This window comes from Methylobacterium sp. Leaf466 (assembly GCF_001425565.1).
Taxonomy (GTDB): Bacteria; Pseudomonadota; Alphaproteobacteria; order Rhizobiales; family Beijerinckiaceae; genus Methylobacterium.
The window spans coordinates 139,222-157,194 of record NZ_LMRC01000035.1; the positions used below are offsets into that span (position 1 = coordinate 139,222).

General features: G+C 71.8%; 15 protein-coding genes. 10 read left to right on the plus strand and 5 right to left on the minus strand.

Annotated features, from left to right (window positions below):
* Nucleotides 1–4: 4 nt before the first annotated feature.
* The gene (locus tag ASG59_RS18620) at nt 5–973 is read right to left on the minus strand and encodes an ABC transporter substrate-binding protein (protein WP_056410726.1); all 969 of its coding nucleotides are present in this window, start codon (nt 971–973) and stop codon (nt 5–7) included.
* An 83-nt stretch (nt 974–1,056) separates the two neighbouring features.
* Nucleotides 1,057–2,499, minus strand: a complete 1,443-nt coding sequence (locus tag ASG59_RS18625; protein WP_056410729.1) for an acetamidase/formamidase family protein — start codon at nt 2,497–2,499, stop codon at nt 1,057–1,059.
* 345 nt (nt 2,500–2,844) lie between these two features.
* Here ASG59_RS18625 and ASG59_RS18630 point away from each other — a divergent pair, with 345 nt between their 5' ends.
* Entirely contained in the window at nt 2,845–3,750 is a 906-nt protein-coding gene (locus ASG59_RS18630; protein WP_055882554.1) for a hypothetical protein, read from the plus strand.
* Between the two features lie 103 nt (nt 3,751–3,853).
* Here ASG59_RS18630 and ASG59_RS18635 read toward each other — a convergent pair whose 3' ends face one another.
* On the minus strand, nt 3,854–6,187 hold the full coding sequence (locus ASG59_RS18635) for an NADP-dependent malic enzyme (RefSeq protein ID WP_055882559.1): 2,334 nt from the start codon (nt 6,185–6,187) through the stop codon (nt 3,854–3,856).
* Nucleotides 6,188–6,244: 57 nt separating this feature from the next.
* Between ASG59_RS18635 and ASG59_RS18640 the strand changes: the two genes are divergently transcribed.
* Nucleotides 6,245–6,913, plus strand: coding sequence for a CatB-related O-acetyltransferase (locus ASG59_RS18640; protein ID WP_244475761.1), 669 nt, complete (start codon nt 6,245–6,247; stop codon nt 6,911–6,913).
* A 38-nt stretch (nt 6,914–6,951) separates the two neighbouring features.
* Nucleotides 6,952–7,203 carry a DUF3297 family protein gene (locus tag ASG59_RS18645; RefSeq protein ID WP_055882565.1) on the plus strand — a complete coding sequence of 84 codons (252 nt, stop codon included), beginning with the start codon at nt 6,952–6,954 and terminating at the stop codon, nt 7,201–7,203.
* A 58-nt stretch (nt 7,204–7,261) separates the two neighbouring features.
* Here ASG59_RS18645 and ASG59_RS18650 read toward each other — a convergent pair whose 3' ends face one another.
* Nucleotides 7,262–7,924: a hypothetical protein gene (locus ASG59_RS18650; RefSeq protein WP_056410735.1), complete on the minus strand. Its 663-nt coding sequence runs from the start codon at nt 7,922–7,924 to the stop codon at nt 7,262–7,264.
* A gap of 145 nt (nt 7,925–8,069) precedes the next feature.
* Here ASG59_RS18650 and ASG59_RS18655 point away from each other — a divergent pair, with 145 nt between their 5' ends.
* The 4 genes from ASG59_RS18655 to ASG59_RS18670 all read left to right on the plus strand — a co-directional run bounded on the left by ASG59_RS18655 (nt 8,070) and on the right by ASG59_RS18670 (nt 13,073).
* Nucleotides 8,070–8,738, plus strand: a complete 669-nt coding sequence (locus ASG59_RS18655) for a response regulator transcription factor (protein WP_056410738.1) — start codon at nt 8,070–8,072, stop codon at nt 8,736–8,738.
* Nucleotides 8,735–10,123 (plus strand): HAMP domain-containing sensor histidine kinase, encoded by a 1,389-nt coding sequence (locus ASG59_RS18660; protein WP_082528846.1) that lies wholly within the window; start codon nt 8,735–8,737, stop codon nt 10,121–10,123. Before ASG59_RS18655 ends, ASG59_RS18660 begins: the two co-directional genes overlap by 4 nt.
* Nucleotides 10,124–10,185: 62 nt before the next feature.
* On the plus strand, nt 10,186–11,823 hold the full coding sequence (locus ASG59_RS18665) for a DEAD/DEAH box helicase (RefSeq protein WP_056410741.1): 1,638 nt from the start codon (nt 10,186–10,188) through the stop codon (nt 11,821–11,823).
* 56 nt (nt 11,824–11,879) lie between these two features.
* Complete coding sequence (locus tag ASG59_RS18670) at nt 11,880–13,073, plus strand: phosphatase domain-containing protein (RefSeq protein ID WP_056410744.1); 1,194 nt, start codon at nt 11,880–11,882, stop codon at nt 13,071–13,073.
* A gap of 16 nt (nt 13,074–13,089) precedes the next feature.
* Here the strand turns inward: ASG59_RS18670 and ASG59_RS18675 are convergent, their stop codons facing one another.
* Complete coding sequence (locus tag ASG59_RS18675) at nt 13,090–13,992, minus strand: tetratricopeptide repeat protein (RefSeq protein ID WP_082494606.1); 903 nt, start codon at nt 13,990–13,992, stop codon at nt 13,090–13,092.
* Nucleotides 13,993–14,247: 255 nt separating this feature from the next.
* Between ASG59_RS18675 and ASG59_RS18680 the strand changes: the two genes are divergently transcribed.
* The 3 genes from ASG59_RS18680 (at nt 14,248) to ASG59_RS18690 (ending at nt 17,964) form a co-directional block, all read left to right on the plus strand.
* Entirely contained in the window at nt 14,248–16,494 is a 2,247-nt protein-coding gene (locus tag ASG59_RS18680; protein WP_156387590.1) for a TonB-dependent receptor, read from the plus strand.
* Between the two features lie 127 nt (nt 16,495–16,621).
* On the plus strand, nt 16,622–17,305 hold the full coding sequence (locus ASG59_RS18685) for a Fe2+-dependent dioxygenase (RefSeq protein ID WP_056410747.1): 684 nt from the start codon (nt 16,622–16,624) through the stop codon (nt 17,303–17,305).
* Nucleotides 17,302–17,964: a PepSY-associated TM helix domain-containing protein gene (locus tag ASG59_RS18690; RefSeq protein ID WP_200945981.1), complete on the plus strand. Its 663-nt coding sequence runs from the start codon at nt 17,302–17,304 to the stop codon at nt 17,962–17,964. The genes ASG59_RS18685 and ASG59_RS18690 overlap by 4 nt, the downstream gene beginning before the upstream one ends.
* Nucleotides 17,965–17,973: the final 9 nt, after the last annotated feature.

Sequence of the window (17,973 nt, forward strand, 5' to 3'; positions counted from 1 at the left end):
GCCGTCAGTTGGCCGCCAGGGCCTTGGCGATGAAGTCCTTGCGCACGAAGGTGTCGTAGTCGGGCTGGGCGGCGAGGTTGCCCAGGGCAATCTGCGTGTCGAGGCCGAGCACCAGCGCCGCCTTGGTGATGTCGACGCTCACCGGATAGACCTTCTCGTCCATCATGCGCTTGACGGCGGCCTCGACCACGGCCGGATCGAGGTTCGGGAACTGGCGCTTGGCCACCGCCACGGCCTTGGCCGGCTCGGCCTGCATCAGGGTGACCGCCGCCTGCATGCCGTTGACGAAGGCCTGGGCCGCGGCCGGGTCGACGTCCTTGCGCGCGCTCACCGCCGAGAAGGCGTAGGGGCCGTAGAGCTTGGGGAACCCGAGCACCACCTTCATGCCCTTGGCCACGACCTGGTCGAGGCCGGGTTCGTAGAGCACCGCGACCTTGGCCTGGCCGGCCAGGAAGGGGCCGGGCTCGGTGCCGAGCTGGACCTGGGTGAGGGTCACGTCGTCCTTCGAGAGGCCGTTCTCCTTGAGGAGCTTGAGGAACAGCGACGTGCTCGTGGTCGGCATCAGGCCGGTGACGATGGTCTGGCCCTTGAGGTCCTTGACGCCGGTGAAGTTGAAGTCGGGCGTCGTGGCGATCCACACGGCCGCCCCGTTGACGACGTTGGCGATGACGTTGACGGGAGCGCCCTTCGAGGCGGCCACCGCCGTCCATTCCGGCCCGTGGATCGAGAACTCGGCGCTCTTCGAGATGACGGCCGAGAGGGCGACGCTCGGGGCGCCGGCCGTCTCCTTGGTCACCGCGATCCCGGCCTTGGCGAACAGGCCCTCGTCCATGGCCACGTAGAGCGGCAGGTAGAGCATCGACTGGAAGGCCTGCGAGACCGTGGCCTTCAGGGCCTGCGCGCAGGCCGGGCCGGCCGAGAGGAGGGAGCCCAGGAGGGCGAGGGCGGGGAGGGTCTTGCTCAGTGCCGTCACGGGGGAACCTCGGCGTTTCGGTGGGGGGAGGGACGTGCGGGTGGGGAAGGGAGGTGTTCGGAGAGGCCCGCGCGGGGTGCGGGTCAGCTCGGCCGATCCGAAAAGATCGCCTTCTTGACGATGGCGTGGACGCCCCAGTTGCCGTCGACGACCTGGGTGATGCCGAAGTCGACGGCGATCGACATCAGCGAGATCGCCTCGTCCTCGGTGAGCCGGTGGGCGTGCATCAGGAACTGGCGCATCTTGCGGAAGGCGTCGCGCATGGCGAGGTCGATGGAGGACTTGCCGAAGATCGCGGCCTGCGCGTCGGGCCCGAGGTCGACGAGGTAGTTCGGGTAGCTGAACCCTGAGAGCACCCACTCCTCGGCCGTCTCGATCATCGGGAAATCGAGGGCCTCGAGGGAGGTGCCGGCCAGATCCGCCTTATTGTGCAGCACGAACTGGAAGGTGCCGGTGAGCGAGCACTCGATGGCGGTGCCGCACAGCTCCGAATCGCCCTGGCTGGCGTGGGGGTCGCCCACCGAGAACAGGGCACCGGGCACGGCCACCGGGTAGTACATCGTGGCGCCCTTGCCGATGCGCCAGTTGTCGATGTTGCCGCCGGTGTAGCTCGGGGGAATCGAGTTCACCATGTCGGCCTCCCTGGGCGCGAGCCCCATGGTGCCGAAATGCGGGCGGATCGGGATGCGCACGCCCTTGAGGACGTCGAAGTTGCGCTTGGTCTTCGTGTGGTCGACCGGCAGGCCGGGATAGTCGATGGTCGGATGGACGACCCCGTCGGGGTCGGTGACGCCGGGCCAGGGGAAGTTGTAGACGGCCTTGGCCCAGTCCCTCGCGCCGCTGGCGTCGACCTCGTAGATGGTCACGACCTCGCGGGTGCGGTCGCCGGTGATCATGTCCTTGTGGTGGTAGCCCCACCAGGCGGCGGCGTTGCTGCCGAAGCTGCGGCCCTCGAATGTCGGGTTGGCGCAGGGGCGCGGCGCCACGTCGAGGATGCGGACCTCGAGGACGTCGCCGGGCTCCGCCCCGCGGATCGCCACCGGACCGGTGCAGATGTGGACGCCCAGCCCCCCGCCCGGGCCGAGGGGCGAAGTCTCGGGGCCGGCACCGCGGCGGGCGACGCCCTTGGCCTCCTTCGTCCAGAGGAAGACGCTCTCGGCGCCGGGGTCGCCCGTCACCATGCGCTCGGCATCGTCGTTGGCGTGGTGGGTCAGGGTCTCGATGGTGACGTAGTCACCGGACGCGATCTCGACCTGGGGCTTGAGGAGCTTCGAGAAGTAGCCCCAATGCACCGTCTCGGCGGTGGCCGGCAGATGGTAGTGCGCGGTCCGTCTGATCCCCTTAGCGCTCGCCTGCGCCAGGGCAGGGCCGACCAGCGAGATGCCGCCCGCGGCGAGGGCGGCCGCCCCACCGGTGGCGAGAAAGCCGCTCTTGAGGAAGGCGCGCCGCTCCGGCGCGAGATCGCCGAGGAAGCGCCGGCGATGCTCTTCGAAGCCGGCGCAGTTCGGATCGTCACCACGGCACATCGCGTCGCTCCCGCCACCCGTCGCGGAAAACATGTATGCAAGCCAGCGGCCAAAGTCCGTGCAGGCCAGGCTTCGTCGAGATCGGGTCTCCGGCACGGCGGCGACGTCGCCTGAGACATATCTGCCACGCGAATTTCGTTTTTCCGAAAAACGATCGAACCCGACGGGTCTCTACACGTTGGCGGTCGGTGAAACGCAGGTTCGACCCGGCACAACGGGTTCCTCACGCTCACTCCACCATTGGGTCGTCTTCGCTCCCCGTCGGATCCGGCGGAGAATGAATACGATTATTTGGTATACCACCAGCTTTCGTCTTTCTCGCGTACGACCATCAGGAGTCCCACCTTGGCCCTTTCTACGACCCTCCACCCATCCGCATCGACGACCGCCGAGGTTCGGGACGCGGGTACCACCGTCGCCCTCAACCAGGTCTCCTGGGGCGCCGTCTTCGCCGGAGCCGTCGCGGCGCTGGTCGCGCAGATGATCCTCAACATGGTCGGCCTCGGCATCGGCCTCTCCGTCCTCAACCCGACCGGCACCGACACCCCGACCGCCGGTTCGCTGTCGACGGGCGCCGGCCTGTGGTGGGTGATCTCGGGCATCGTCGCCTCGGCCATCGGCGGCTTCCTCGCCGGGCGCCTGTCGGGCCGGCCGGCCGGCACCTCCGCCTACCACGGCCTGGTGTCCTGGGCGGTGACGACCCTCGTCATCGTCTACCTCCTGACCTCGGCGGTGGGCGGCCTCATCGGCGGTGCCTTCGGCGGCATCACCAGCGTGATCGGCGGGGCCGGTTCGGCCGTCGGCGGCGCGGCCCAGACGGCGGCCCAGGCCGCGGCCCCCTCGCTGACCAAGATCTCCAACCCGCTCGACGGCATCGAGAACCAGGTCCGCCAGTCCACCGGCAACCAGGACCCGCAGGCCCTGCGTGACGCCGCCGCCGCCGCCGTGCGCGCCTATCTCTCGGGCGACGCCTCGCAGAAGGCCCAGGCCGAGACCAAGGCCGCCGACGCCCTCGCCAAGGCGCAGGGCATCCCGGCGGACCAGGCCAAGGCCCAGATCCAGGACTACCAGCGCCAGTACGAGGCCACCGTGGCCGACGCCAAGCAGAAGGCCACGGCTGCCGCCGAGGCGACCCGCAGCGCCGCCGCGCAGGGTGCCCTCTACGCCGCCCTCGCCCTGGTGCTCGGTGCCCTCGCGGCCTTCTTCGCCGGCCGCATGGGTTCGGTGTCGCCGGTCGTGCGTCGTCACTGACGCCGGCTGACGGCCAGACCTGACAAGAGAACGGCCCCCGGATCGCTCCGGGGGCCGTTTTCGTTCGCCGGTTCGCAGCACAAGGTGATCGACCGGAAATGCATCAGCCCGCGACGGGCAGCGCCCCCGGCTCGGCGGCATCCGGCTTCGGGCGCACGGCGCTGGCCTGCGCCTCGACCACGGCGGCCGCGGTGACGTTGACGATGCCGCGCGCCGTCACCGAGGGCGACAGGATGTGGGCGGGCTGGGCCGGGCCGATCAGGAGCGGCCCCACCGGCAGGGCGTCGGCCAGCACCTTGGCGAACTGGAAGGCGATGTTGGCGGCGTCCAGGTTGGGGAAGACCAGCACGTTGGCGGCCCCCTTGAGGTGCGAGACCGGCATCACCCGGTCGCGGATCAGTTCGGACAGGGCGGTGTCGGCCTGCATCTCGCCGTCGACCTGGAGGGAGGGAGCCCGCGCCCGGATCAGCCCCAGCGCGCTGCGCATCTTCATGGCCGAGCGGGAATCGGACTGGCCGAAGTCGGAATGGCTGAGGAGCGCGATCTTCGGGGTCAGCCCGAAGCGCGAGACGTGGCCGGCGCAGGCCACCGCCACGTCGGCGATCTCCTCGGCGCTCGGGTCGGGACGGACGTGGGTGTCGGCGAGGAAGAACGCGCCCTTCTTGGTGACGATGAGGCTCATCGCCGCGAAGTCGAGGACGCCGGGGGCGAGCCCGATCACGTCGCGGATGGCGCGCAGGCGCGTCTCGAACCGGCCCTCCAGGCCGCAGATCAGCGCGTCCGCCTCACCCCGGCGCACCGCGATCGCGCCGATCACCGTGGCGTTGGTGCGCACGATGGTGCGGGCGGCGTCCGGCGTGATGCCGCGCCGGCCGGCGACCTCGAGATAGGTGGCGACGTAGTCGCGGTAGCGCGGATCGTCCTCGGGATCGATCAGGTCGAAGTGCTCGCCCTGGCGCAGGGACAGGCCGAACCGCTTGATGCGGGTCTCGATCACCCGCGGGCGTCCCACCAGGATCGGCCGGGCCACCTTGTCCTCGACGAGGACCTGGGCGGCGCGCAGCACCCGCTCGTCCTCGCCCTCGGAATAGATGACTCGCTTGGGGTTCTCCTTCGCCTTGGAGAAGATCGGCTTCATGATGAAGCCGGAACGGTGGACGAAGCGGTCGAGGCTGTCGGTATAGGCCTGGACGTTCTCCAGCGGCCGCCCGGCCACGCCCGAATCCATCGCCGCCTTGGCGACGGCGGGCGCGATGCGCAGGATCAGGCGCGGGTCGAACGGGCTCGGGATCAGCGAGCGCGGGCCGAACGGCCGGGCCTCGCCGCCGTAGGCGCGGGCGACCACGTCGGAGGGCGTCTCGCGGGCGAGCGCCGCGATCGCCTTGACGGCCGCCTTCTTCATCTCCTCGTTGATCGAGGTGGCGCCGACGTCGAGCGCCCCCCGGAAGATGTAGGGGAAGCACAGGACGTTGTTGACCTGGTTGGGGAAATCCGAGCGCCCGGTGCAGATCATCGCGTCGGGGCGCATCTCCTGCGCCAGATCCGGCATGATCTCTGGGTAGGGGTTGGCCAGCGCCATGATCAGCGGCTTCTCGGCCATCTTTTCGAGATACTCGGGCTTGAGCACGCCGCCGGCCGAGAGGCCGATGAACACGTCCGCCCCCGGGATGACCTCGGCCAGGGTCCGCGCCTCGGTCTCCTGGGCGTAGATGTCCTTCCAGCGGTCCATCAGCTCGGGGCGGCCCTTGTAGACCACGCCCTTGATGTCGGTGACGGTGATGTTCTCGATGCGGGCGCCCAGCGAGACCAGGAGGTTGAGGCAGGCCAGCGCCGCGGCACCGGCCCCCGAGGTGACGATGCGGACGTCGGACAGCTGCTTGCCGGCGAGTTCCAGCGCGTTGAGGACGGCGGCGGCCACGATGATGGCGGTGCCGTGCTGGTCGTCGTGGAACACCGGGATGTTCATGCGCGCCCGGCACTGCTCCTCGACCTCGAAGCACTCGGGCGCCTTGATGTCCTCGAGGTTGATGCCGCCGAAGGTCGGCTCCAGCGCGCAGACCACGTCCACGAGCTTGGCGACGTCGTTCTGGTCGACCTCGATGTCGAACACGTCGATGCCGGCGAACTTCTTGAAGAGCACCGCCTTGCCCTCCATCACGGGCTTGGAGGCCAGCGGGCCGATGTTGCCGAGGCCCAGCACAGCGGTGCCGTTGGTCAGCACGGCGACGAGGTTCTGGCGGATGGTGAGGGTGGCGGCCTCGCGCGGATCGGCGGCGATGGCATCGCAGGCCGCGGCGACCCCGGGGGAATAGGCCAGCGCCAGGTCGCGCTGGTTGCCCAGGGGCTTCGTCGCCTGGATCTCCAGCTTTCCGGGGCGCGGCAGGCGGTGGTAGACGAGCGCCCCGGACCTGAGATCGTCGGACATGTTGTCGCCCATGGGCCTCCCTCCCTGGATCGCGCGCCGTTGTCGCGCCCTCGTGCCGTCCCGATCCGGATGGCTCCGTTGAGGACTCTGTTGCACCGCCTGCGGACCCTGCGCAACCCGCACAACGAGACCCGCCTGCACCTGGCGCGGCTCGCGCGCCGGCACGGTTTCAGCATCGGCGCCTACTCCTACGGGTGCCCGAAGGTGCGCTTCGCCGGGTCGGGAAAATCCCTGACGATCGGCCGGTATTGTTCCATCGCCGACCATGTCGAGATCATGCTCGGGGGCGACCACCGCCTCGACTGGGTGACGACCTACCCCTTCGCGGCCATGGACGGCCTGTGGCCGGGCGTGGAGGCGCCGCCGGACTACCAGGTCTCGCGCGGCGACGTGACCATCGGCAGCGACGTCTGGCTCGGCACGGGCTGCCTGGTCCTGTCGGGCGTCACCATCGGCCACGGGGCGGTGGTGGCCGCCCGCGCGGTGGTGAGCCGCGACGTGCCGCCCTACGCGGTGGTGGCCGGCAACCCCGCCCGGGTGGTCCGCCACCGGTTCGAGGCCTCCGCCATCGCCGACCTCCTCGAGACCGCCTGGTGGGACCGCGACCCGGCCACCGTCGCGCGCCTGGTGCCGCTCTTGCAAAGCGGGCGGGTGGCGGAGGTGGCGGCGGCGCTGCGAGCGGATCGCGAGAGAAGCCAAAGGCCGCCCGCCGTTGCGGCGGCGGCGCGAATTTCCTAAACCCGCCGCCTGCCGACCTGCTCTTCAAGGCCCCGACGATGTCCGACACGCCCCCCGACCGCCTCGCGGTGAACCCCAACAGCCCGTTCTACAACGAGGCGATCCTGGAGCGCGGCATCGGCATCCGCTTCAAGGGCGTCGAGAAGACCAACGTCGAGGAGTATTGCGTCAGCGAGGGCTGGGTCCGCCTGTCGGCCGGCAAGACCCTCGATCGCGCCGGCAACCCGATGACGGTCAAGCTCAAGGGCCCGGTCGAGCCCTACTTCCGGCAGGCGCCCGAAGAGGCGTGAGGTCGGGCTGAGGCGAGCGGGAGGCCCGGATGGGCCGCCCGCCCGGTCGTCCTGCGGCTCAGAACGTGCGCTTCTCGCGCACCTGCCCGTCGAAGCCGACGTGGAGTTCGCGCTCGCGCCCGTCGGCGCCACGGGCGGCCACATCGAGGTGGCGCGGTCCGCGCTTGATCACCCGGACGTCGGAATAGCCCGCCGCCTCGACCCTGGCGGTCAGGGCCGGCACGTCGATGGTGGGGCCGAGGCCGACCTTGTCCTTGGCCCAGTCGAGGCCGCCGGGACGCGGACCGCCCGCCGGCCCGAGGACCACGACACGCCCGTCCGCACGGGTGATGGTCGCCGCGCGCAAAAAACCCTTCTCGAAGCGGCCCTGGACGGTGACGGCCTCGCCCTTGGTCACCAGGGTGGCCCCCTCGCCCTCGCGGCCGGTCTCCACCAGCGCCCGGCCGGTGGCGTCCTGCAGGACGAACTTGTTGCCGTAGATCTCGGCGACCTCGCCCTTGAGGGCGGTGGCGGCCGAGGAGGCCAGCGCCGAGACGGCGACGGGGGCCACCGGCGTCGGCGCCACCGCGGCGGGCTGGGCCAGGGACAGTCCGGCCGCACCCAGCGCCAGCGGGGCGGCGATGGCGCCGACCACGAGCGCCCGGCGGCGGGGGCGCTTGGCGGCGGGAACGGCGGCGGGAACGGCGGCAGGGGTCTGGGTGGTCTCGGTCTCGGTGGTCATGATGGCGATGTCCTGTCGGTGCGAAGTCCCCTCTCGGGTCGACGCCGGTCTAGGACACGGCCTCCAACCCGGACTGAACCGGCCGGTTAAGCCCCGGTTCAACGAGCCGGGTTAAGCCGCCCGATCGCAAGGACCACGAGCCGCCATGAAAATCCTGCTGGTGGAGGACGATGCGCCCCTGGCCGCCGAGATCGAAAAGGCCCTGCGCGCCGAGAACTTCGCCCTCGACCGGGCGGGCAACGGCGTGGACGCCCAGCATCTGGGCGAGACCGAGCGCTACGACGCGGTGGTGCTCGACGTCGGCCTCCCGAAGCGCGACGGCATCGCGGTGCTCGGGGCCTGGCGCGCGGCCGGGCTGACGCTGCCCGTGCTGATCCTCACCGCCCGCGACGGCTGGAGCGATAAGGTCGCGGGCTTCAAGGCGGGCGCCGACGACTACCTCGTCAAGCCCTTCCGCATCGAGGAACTGGTGATCCGCCTGCGCGCCCTGGTGCGGCGGGCGAGCGCGGGGGGTGCGGCCCGGATCGCCTGCGGCCCCTTGAGCTTCGACGCCGGGCTCGGCACCTTCGAGCGCGACGGGCTGCCCCTGAAGCTCACCGGCCTCGAATGGCGGGTGCTGTCCTGCCTCATCCTGCGCAAGGACGGCGTGGTGCCCCGCGACCACCTCATCGAGAGCGTCTACGACGGCGATGCCGAGGTCGATTCGAACTCCGTCGAGGTCATCATCACCCGCCTGCGCCGCAAGATCGCCCCGGCCCGGATCGAAGGCGTGCGCGGCCACGGCTACCGCCTCCTGGACGGGGAGGGGGCGTGAGGTCGCCGGGCGCGACGCCGTCCTCTGGCAGGAAGGGGCCGCCCCACGTCCGTCTCGGCTCCCTGCGCCGGCGCCTGCTCACGGCCGCCCTCGTCCTCGTGGTGGCGGCCCTGGTGGTGGCGGGCATCGCCATCGGGCTGATCCTGCACCGGTTCGTGCGCGGCCAGCTCGACAGCCGCCTCGACAGCCAGATCGTCGCCATCGCGACGGGCCTCGAGGCCGGTCCGAACGGCCTCGCCACCGCCCCCGGCCTCGATGGGCCGCCCTTCGACCGGCGGCGGTCGGGCTGGTACTGGCAAGTGCGCCGGGACGGGACGGTGCTGCGCTCGGACGCCCTGGAGGGACGGGACCTCGACGTCCCCGCCGGGCCGCGGCGTCCGCGCGACCGCGACGGGCCGCATCCGGCCGACGGCGTCGATCCCTGGGGCCGCCCGGTGATCCTGCGCGTGCTGACCCTGCCGCCCGGGGCCGGGGCGGGGCCGACGGTGATCGCGGCCGCCGCGCCGGCCGCCGCCCTCAACGGCCCCTTGCGCGAGGCGCTGGGCGCGCTGGCCCTGACGCTCGGCGTCCTCGGCCTGTGCCTGATGGCCGGGGTGGTGGCGCAGGTGCACCTGGGGCTGCGCCCCCTGGAGCGCCTGCGCCGCGATCTCGCGCAGGTCCGGGAGGGGCGCCGCGCCCGCATCCCCGCGGCGCAGCCGGCCGAGATCAAGCCCCTGGTCGCCGAGGTCAACGCCCTCCTCGACCAGGGCGAGGCCAACCTGGAGCGCGCCCGCACCCATGTCGCCAACCTCGCCCACGGCCTCAAGACACCCCTGGCGACCCTGTCGATGGCCCTGGCGAGCGAGGGCCGCGACACCGACGGCCGCCTCTCGGCCCTCGTCTCGGCCATGGACGGGCAGATCCGCCATCACCTGCGCCGTGCCCGCGCCGCGGCCCTGGGCGAGGCCGCCCGCACCCGCCTCGAGCTGGCCGGCCCCGTCGCCGACCTGCGCACCACCTTCGTGCGGCTCTACGCCGAGAAGGGCGTCGCCATCGCCCTCGACGTGCCGGCCGGGCTGGGGGTCGCCTGCGACGGCCAGGACCTCGACGAGATGCTCGGCAACCTCGTCGACAACGCCTGCCGCTGGTGCCGGACGCGCGTGCGCATCGCGGCCGCGGCCCGCGGGGCCGGCATCGTCATCGCGGTGGAGGACGACGGCCCGGGCCTCGACGCGCAGGCCGCGGCCGAGGCGCTGCGACGTGGCCGGCGCCTCGACGAAAGCCTGCCCGGCCACGGCTTCGGCCTGTCGATCACCACCGAACTCGCCGACCTCTACGGCGGCGGCCTCGCCCTCGGCCGCGCCGGCCTCGGAGGCCTGCGTGCGGAGCTGACCCTGCCGGCGTGAGGGCAGGGGTGCAGCCCATCGGCCACGGACACCCCACCGCACCCTCGTGTAGAGGGTGGCGGGTGATGCACCTGCGACCCTACCAGCGCGCCAGCCTCGATGCCCTCCACGCCTCCTGGGCCGCGGGCGAACGGGCCGGCCTCGTCGTCCTGCCCACGGGGGCGGGCAAGGCGCTCGTCATCGCCGCCCTGGTGCGCGAGGTCCTGGCCGCCGCGCCGGACCGGCGCATCGCCGTGGTCACCCACACCCGGGAACTGATCGCCCAGAACCATCGCGAACTCCTCGGCTACTGGCCGCAGGCGCCCGCCGGGATCTATTCGGCGGGCCTCGGCCGGCGCGAGGCCGGGGCGCAGGTGCTGTTCTGCGGCATCCAGTCGGTGGCCGGACGCACGGCCGAGATCGGCCCCGCGGACCTCGTGATCGTCGACGAGGCGCACCTGATCCCGCGCACCGCCGAGACCCGCTACGGGCGTTTCCTGGCCGACCTGCGCGAGGCCCGGCCCGACCTCAGGGTGGTGGGCCTCACCGCTACCCCCTACCGCCTCGACAGCGGTCGCCTCGACGAGGGCGAGGGCCGCCTGTTTTCGCGCATCGTCTTCGAGGCCAACGTCGGCGACCTGATCCACCAGGGCTACCTCGCGCCGCTGGTGTGCAAGGCCACCGCCACCACCCTCGACGTGGCGCATGTGCCCAAGCGCGGCGGCGACTACATCCCGAGCGCCCTGGAGGCGGCGGTCAACCAGGACTGGATCACCCGCGCGGCGGTGGAGGAGATGGTGACCCTGGGCCACGGCCGCCGCGCCTGGCTCGCCTTCTGCGCCGGGGTCGACCACGCCCGGGCGGTGCGCGACGCGATCCGGGCCGAGGGCGTCTCCTGCGAGACGATCTGCGGCGAGACCGGCAAACGCGAGCGCGACCGCATCGTCGCCGCCTTTCGCGACGGACGGCTGCGCTGCCTCACCTCGGTCGGCGTGCTCTCGACCGGGTTCAACGTGCCCCGCGTCGATCTCGTCGCGCTGCTGCGCCCGACCCAGAGCACCGGCCTCTACGTGCAGCAGGTCGGGCGCGCCCTGCGCCTGGCGCCGGGCAAGGAGAACGGCCTCGTCCTCGACTATGCCGGCCTGGTGCGGATGCACGGCCCGGTCGACATCGTCACCGCCCGCACCGCCGCCGCGATCAAGGGCCGGGAGGGCGAGATCCGGGCCAAGGCCTGCCCGGGCTGCGGCGCGCTGATCGCGCTGAACGCCAGCACCTGCGAGGCCTGCTGGGTCGAGCCCGACGGCGAGGCCGGCGAGCCCTCGCACGGGGCCAGCGCCGAGGACGAGACCCCGATCCTCTCGATCGCCGCCGCCGACTGGCTGCGCGTCGAGGGCTGGAGCCTCGCCAGCCGGGCCGACCGGGACGGGAGCGACAGCCTCGCGGTGACCCTGCACCTCGCCGGCGGCGATCGCACGGTGCTGCGCGTGCGCCTCGAACACCGCGGCCACCCCCGCGAGAAGGCGGTGGCGTGGTGGCGCGGGTTCGGCGGCGGCGCCGCGCCGATGACGGTGGCCGAGGCCCTCGACCGGCAGGGCGACCTCGTGCGCCCCCTGGCGATCCGGGTGGTGGCCAACGGCCGCCTGTCCCAGAGCGTCCACTATCGCATGCCGGGCGGGCGGGTGTACGCCGAGACCGGCCGGCTGGCGGACGCGATGGCCTGAACGGTGCGCGCGCTGGGGCGTTGCCGACCGGTTGCAGGCGTTCGGGAGACGATCAGGTGACGCGATCGAGGTCGGCGAAATGGCGGCGGGCGGCAGGCCGGCTGCTCGCCCTGGCGGCACGCCCGGTGCGATCGGCCCAAGGCCGCCACGGCACGGTGCTCGAAGCCTATCGCGGCTACGGCTCGCGCGACGAGATCTTCCTGATCGGCCGGGTGTTCCGCCAGTCGCGGCCGGAGGACGACCGGGACGACGGCGAGATCCGGCGCGCCCTGCGCGACATCGGCCGGCGCATCCGGCGGCGCAAGGTCGTGGGCGCCCCCGTGGTCGCCCGGTTCGCGGGTGCCGAGCAGCGCGTCGTCACGGACCGCGACGGCTACTTCCGCATCGCCCTGCGCCCCCTCGCGCCGCCCCCGCAGGACGCCTCCTGGCACCCGGTCGCCCTGCACGTCGACATGGAGCCGCCGGTGCGCGGGGAGGGGCAGGTGTTCATCCCCACCGAGCGCTGCCGGTTCCTGCTCATCAGCGATGTCGACGACACGGTGATGTACACGGGCGTCGCCAACAAGCTCACCATGCTCTGGCGCCTGTTCGTGGCGGATGCGCAGAGCCGGGTCGCGTTTCCCGGCGTCGCGGCGTTCTACCGGGCGCTGCACGTCGGCGACACCGGCGACCAGGGCAACCCGATGCTCTACGTCTCGCGGGCGCCCTGGGGCATCTACGACATGCTGAGCACCTTCTTCGAGATGCACCGCATCCCGGCCGGGCCGGTGCTGTTCCTGCGCGAATGGGGCCTGTCGTGGACGCGGCCGCTGCCGCGCAAGGCCGAGGACCACAAGCGGGCGCTCATCACCCGCATGCTCGCCCTCTACGAGGACCTGCCGGTGGTGCTCATCGGCGACAGCGGCCAGCACGACCCGGAGGTCTACGCGGGCATCGTCGAGGCGCATCCCGGACGGGTGAAGGCGGTCTACATCCGCAGCGTCTCGCGCAGCAGCGGCCGGATCGAGGACATCGAGCGCCTGGCGGCGGCGGTGACGGCGGCCGGCAGCAGCCTGGTGCTGGCCGCCGACAGCATCGCCATGGCCGAGCACGCCGCCGGCCTCGGCCTGATCCACCCCGACGCCGTGGCGGCGATCGCCACGGAGCACGGCATCGAACCGGCCGGGACCACACGGGTGGTGGCCTCCGAGGAGGTCCGCGCCGCGCTGGCCGACGACCCGGCGACCCCGCCACGCATCATCGTCGAATAGGCCCGATCGACGCCTCTCAAGCGCTCCGCGGTATCCTGCGGACGGCCAGGGCGAGCAGGGCCGCCAGGACGAGGCCCTGGACCCGCCGCGGGATCCGGCGCGATCCCCGGCCGCCCTCGCTCGCGGCCGGCCTGGCGCGCACCTCGCCGAGGCGCGCCCGGGCGGAGGCGGCGATGGCGGCGAGGTCGGGTTCGGGCCGGCGCTCGAAGAGGTCGACGATGGCCGAGAGACCGCCGGGCGTCGCCGTCGCGACGGCCTGCGCGAGATGCGGGATCGCCTCGGCCCGGGCGCCGTCCTCCACCAGCATCAGGCCGAGGTTGAGCGCGCCCCAGCCGTCCCCGCCTTCGGCGGCACGGCGGTAGAGGGCGCGGGCCGCCATCCGGTCACGGTCCGTGCCCCAGCCCTCCTCGTGGCAGCGCCCGAGCATCCCCATGGCCTTGGCGTGGCCGAGATCGGCGGCGGCCGTGAAACTGGCGACGGCCTCGCCGTGGTTCCGGCCGACGCCGGTTCCGTAGAGCAGCAGGCAGCCGACGTTGTAATGCGCCCAGTCGAGCCCGGCCGCGGCCGCCTTGCGGTAATGCAGCAGGGCGATCGCCTGATCGACCGGCACGCCCCAGCCGAGTTCGTGGCAGCGCCCGACCATGTTGCGGGCCTCGACGCTCCCGATCGCGGCCGCCTTCACGAACCAGGCGTGGGCCGCGGCCGGGTCGCGCGCCACCAGCGTCCCGTCGAGGTGCATCTGGCCGAACACCAGCTGCGCCGCCTTGAAGCCGTTGGCGGCGGCCAGGGCGATCCACGCCACCGCCTCGTCGGGGCGGGCGGCGAGGATGCGGCGCCACTCGGCCTCGGTCTTTTGATGCAGGTCCCACAGGCCGACCACCGGCCCGGCCCGGTCACGACCCCGGGAAAGACGTATCATAATGCCTGTCTCGGCTCCCACGAGCCAGCAATCTGGAACGCTTCCAGAGTAAAACTCGTCATCGTCGATGAATAGTTTCGCGCCAGCGGCGAAGCAAGATCGGTTTTTTCCAGTTTGTATCGGTTCAAAAGTAATTTATAACGATTTTAGTCTGTTGTGGTTCTGCAACTCGTCGGGAACGATTGTGTTTCTGTCTTGAAAGACAGCATCACAAATGCTTCAAGCGCCCTGGCGAGTACGTCAGGAGTTCGATCGATGAGCGAGTCGTTGTCAGTGCGGGACTGGACCGGGGCAGGTTCCCTCGGCATCGGCCTGGCGGCGACGCTCGGCGCCTTCCTGCCGTTCGAGGCCGAGGCCCAGGAGGGTGCCGCCGAACTGCCGCAGCTCAGCGTCGAGGGCTGGGGCGGGGGGCAGCCCAACACCCTCAACGAGGGCACCGGCCTGTCGCGCCTGCCCGGCCGCATCCAGGACACGCCCCAGGCGATCAGCGTCGTGCCCGGCGAGGTCATCCGCCAGCAGAACGCCACCACCCTGGAGCAGGCCCTGCGCAACGTGCCGGGCATCACGGTCTCGGCCGGGGAGGGCAACGGCGGCCTGAACGGCGACCAGTTCCGCATCCGCGGCTTCCAGGCCAAGAACGACATCTATCTCGACGGCCTGCGCGACTTCGGCGTCTACGCCCGCGACAGCTTCAACATCGGCGACGTCCAGGTCATCAAGGGGCCGTCATCCGAGACCTTCGGCCTCGGCACCGCGGGCGGGGCGATCAACACGATCTCGAAGCGCGCGCTGCTCACCGACTTCACGGCGATCGACGGCACCGGCGGCAGCGGCCCGACCGGGCGGGGCACCTTCGACGTCAACCGCCAGATCGACGCGACCACGGCGATCCGCCTCAACGGCATGATCCACCGCCAGGACATCCAGGACCGCAACAACGTCTCGTCCGACCGGGCGGGGCTCGCCGCCTCGCTCGGCTTCGGCATCGGCACCGACACCACCTGGTACCTGAACTACCTCTACCAGCACTCCGAGCGCACGCCCGACTACGGCGTGCCCACCGCGCGCCGACCCGGCGACCGCTTCGCCCGGCCGCTCACGGAATACGGCCTGCCGCGCGCCACCTCCTACGTGCGCGCCACCGACCGGGACGACGCCAACGTCCACCTCGCCACCTCGCTGATGAAGTGGCAGGTGGCGCCCTGGCTGACCGTGACCAACGACTCGCGGCTGTCGTTCTACGACCGCAACTTCTCGACAACGGCGGCGACCTGCACGCTCGGCTGCATCACCGGGTTCTTTTCGGGCGGCAACCCCTTCGTCACCTACAGCGCCGGCGGCGGCCAGACCTTCGAGCAATCGGCCTGGGGCGCCCAGAACGTCACCACCGCGATCATGAAGTTCCACACCGGCTTCCTGCGCCACGAGGTCGTGGCCGGCCTCGATTTCTTCTACCAGAACGACGACCGGGTGAACTTCGCCGTCAGCGGCGCGCGCCGGGACCAGAGGGTCCGCACCCCCTCCTTCGCCCAGGAGGGCTACGCGCTCACCCGCAACTACGGCAACCGCCGCCTCGGCGACGGCGCCAACGCCGCCTTCTTCGTCAGCGACCGGGTCTGGCTCAACGAGCAGTTCTCGATCCTGGCGGGCGTGCGCCTCGACCGGTTCCTCAGCCGCTACGACGCCACCGCCACGACCGGCCCGCAGATCGGCCAGTTCCTGCCGCGACAGACCTCGGACACCAACGCCGCCAGCCCCAAGGTCAGCGGCATCTGGCAGCCGACGCCCAACCAGACCTACTACGTCTCCTACGCCAAGGGCTTCTCGCCCCAGGGCCAGTTCGTGGCCAATTCCACCGGCATCGAGGTGCCGACCGCCAACCAGCTCTCGCCCGAGGAGAGCGACCTCTACGAGATCGGCGCCAAGGTCGGCCTGTTCGACGGGCGCCTGGGCGTCGCCGGCGCCCTGTTCCGGGTCGACAAGAGCAACAGCTTCGACGTCGACCCCGTCACCGGCGGCCTCATCCTCGGGCCGCTGGATGCCGGCGAGCGCCGCCGCGTCCAGGGCTTCGAGGCCTCGATCACCGGCCGCCTCACCGACGAATGGAACATCCTGGCCGGCTACACCTACCTCGACGGCAAGGTCCAGTCGGGCGTCAGCATCGGCAACAAGGCCCCCTTCGTGCCCGAGAACTCGGCCTCGCTGTGGACCACCTACGACCTCACCGCCCCCATGCGCACCCTGTGGGACCTGCCCGGCAAGGTCACGATCGGCGGCGGCATCACGGTGGACGACGGCTACTTCCCGGCCAGCGACAACATCACCCGCATCCCCGGCAGCTTCTCCCTGGACGCGCTCCTCTCCTACGAGACGCCCACCTACCGGCTGGCGGTCAACGCCTACAACCTCACCGACGAACTCAACTACGGCTCGGCCTTCTCCACCCGCGCCGTGCCGCTGTCGGGCCGCACCGTGCTGGTGAGCCTCGGCACCCGCTTCTGAAACCGCGATCGCCTTCCCTCCTCCAGGGGACTTCTCTCCCCATGGGGACTTGCCTCCTCCAGGGGACTTGCCTCCTCGCGGGGAGGGGAGGCGCGCCATCGCCAGCCCGCCACGGGATCCCGAACCCTTGCTCGTCCACGTCACATCCGTCCTCACCCCCGACGAAGTCGCCCATTGCCGGGCACGCCTCGAATCCAGCGACTGGGTCGACGGGCGCGTCACCGCGGGCGCCCAGGCCGCGCGCGCCAAGCACAACCTGCAGATCCCCGAGGATGCGCCGGTGGCGCGCGAACTCGGGGACCTGATCCTGCGCGCCCTCGGGCGCAGCCCCCTGTTCAACGCCGCCGCCCTGCCGCTGCGGGTGCTGCCGCCCCTGTTCAACCGCTACGACACCGGCATGGGCTTTCGCGCCCATGTGGACGGGGCGATCCGGGCGGTGCCCGGCGCGGGCATCCGGATGCGGGCGGACATCTCGACGACGCTGTTCCTCACCGACCCGGGCGACTACGACGGCGGCGAACTCGTGATCGAGGACACCTTCGGCTCGCACGCGGTCAAGCTGCCGGCGGGCGACATGATCGTCTATCCCGCCACCTCCCTGCACCGGGTCGAGCCGATCACCCGCGGCGCGCGCTGGTCGTCGTTCTTCTGGTCGCAGTCGATGGTCAAGGACGACGGCGCCCGCGCCCTGCTCTACGACCTCGACCGCGGCATCACCGGCGTGCGCGCCGCCCTCACCGACGACTACCCGTCGGTGATCGCGCTCACGGGCAGCTACCACAACCTCCTGCGGCGCTGGGCCGAGCTGTGAGCGAAGGCCTCGCCCTGCGGGAGGCCGCCGCGGCGCTGCGGCGCGCCAAGGCGCGCCGGGCGTTCTGGCTGAAGCAGCTCTACGCCTGGCACTGGATCAGCTCGGCCCTCTGCCTCGTGGGCATGCTGCTGTTCGCGCTCACCGGCATCACCCTCAACCATGCCGGGCGGTTCGAATCGAAGCCCGTGGTGGACGCGCGCGAAGCGAGCCTGCCGCCGGACCTGCGGGCCCTGCTGGCGACGCTGCCGGCCACCGGCCGGGCGGCCCTGCCGGGCGCGGTGAGCGACTGGCTCGCGGCGAGCCTCGGCGTCGCGGCCGGCGCCCGCGAGGCCGAGCTGACCCGCGACGAGGTGCTCCTGTCGCTGCCGCGCCCGGGTGGCGACGCCTTCGTCAGCCTCGGGCGGCGCGACGGCGCGGTGCTGCACGAGCGCACGAGCCGGGGCTGGGTCTCCTACCTCAACGACCTCCACAAGGGCCGCAACGCCGGCCTCGCCTGGAGCCTGTTCCTCGACGTGTTCTCCGGGGCCTGCCTCGTGTTCTGCCTGACCGGGCTGGTGCTGCTGCAGTTCCATTCCGCCCGCCGCCCGGCCACCTGGCCGGTGGTGGGCCTGGGCCTGCTCTCCCCCGTGCTCCTCGCCCTCCTGTTCATCCACGCCTGAAAGGCGCGC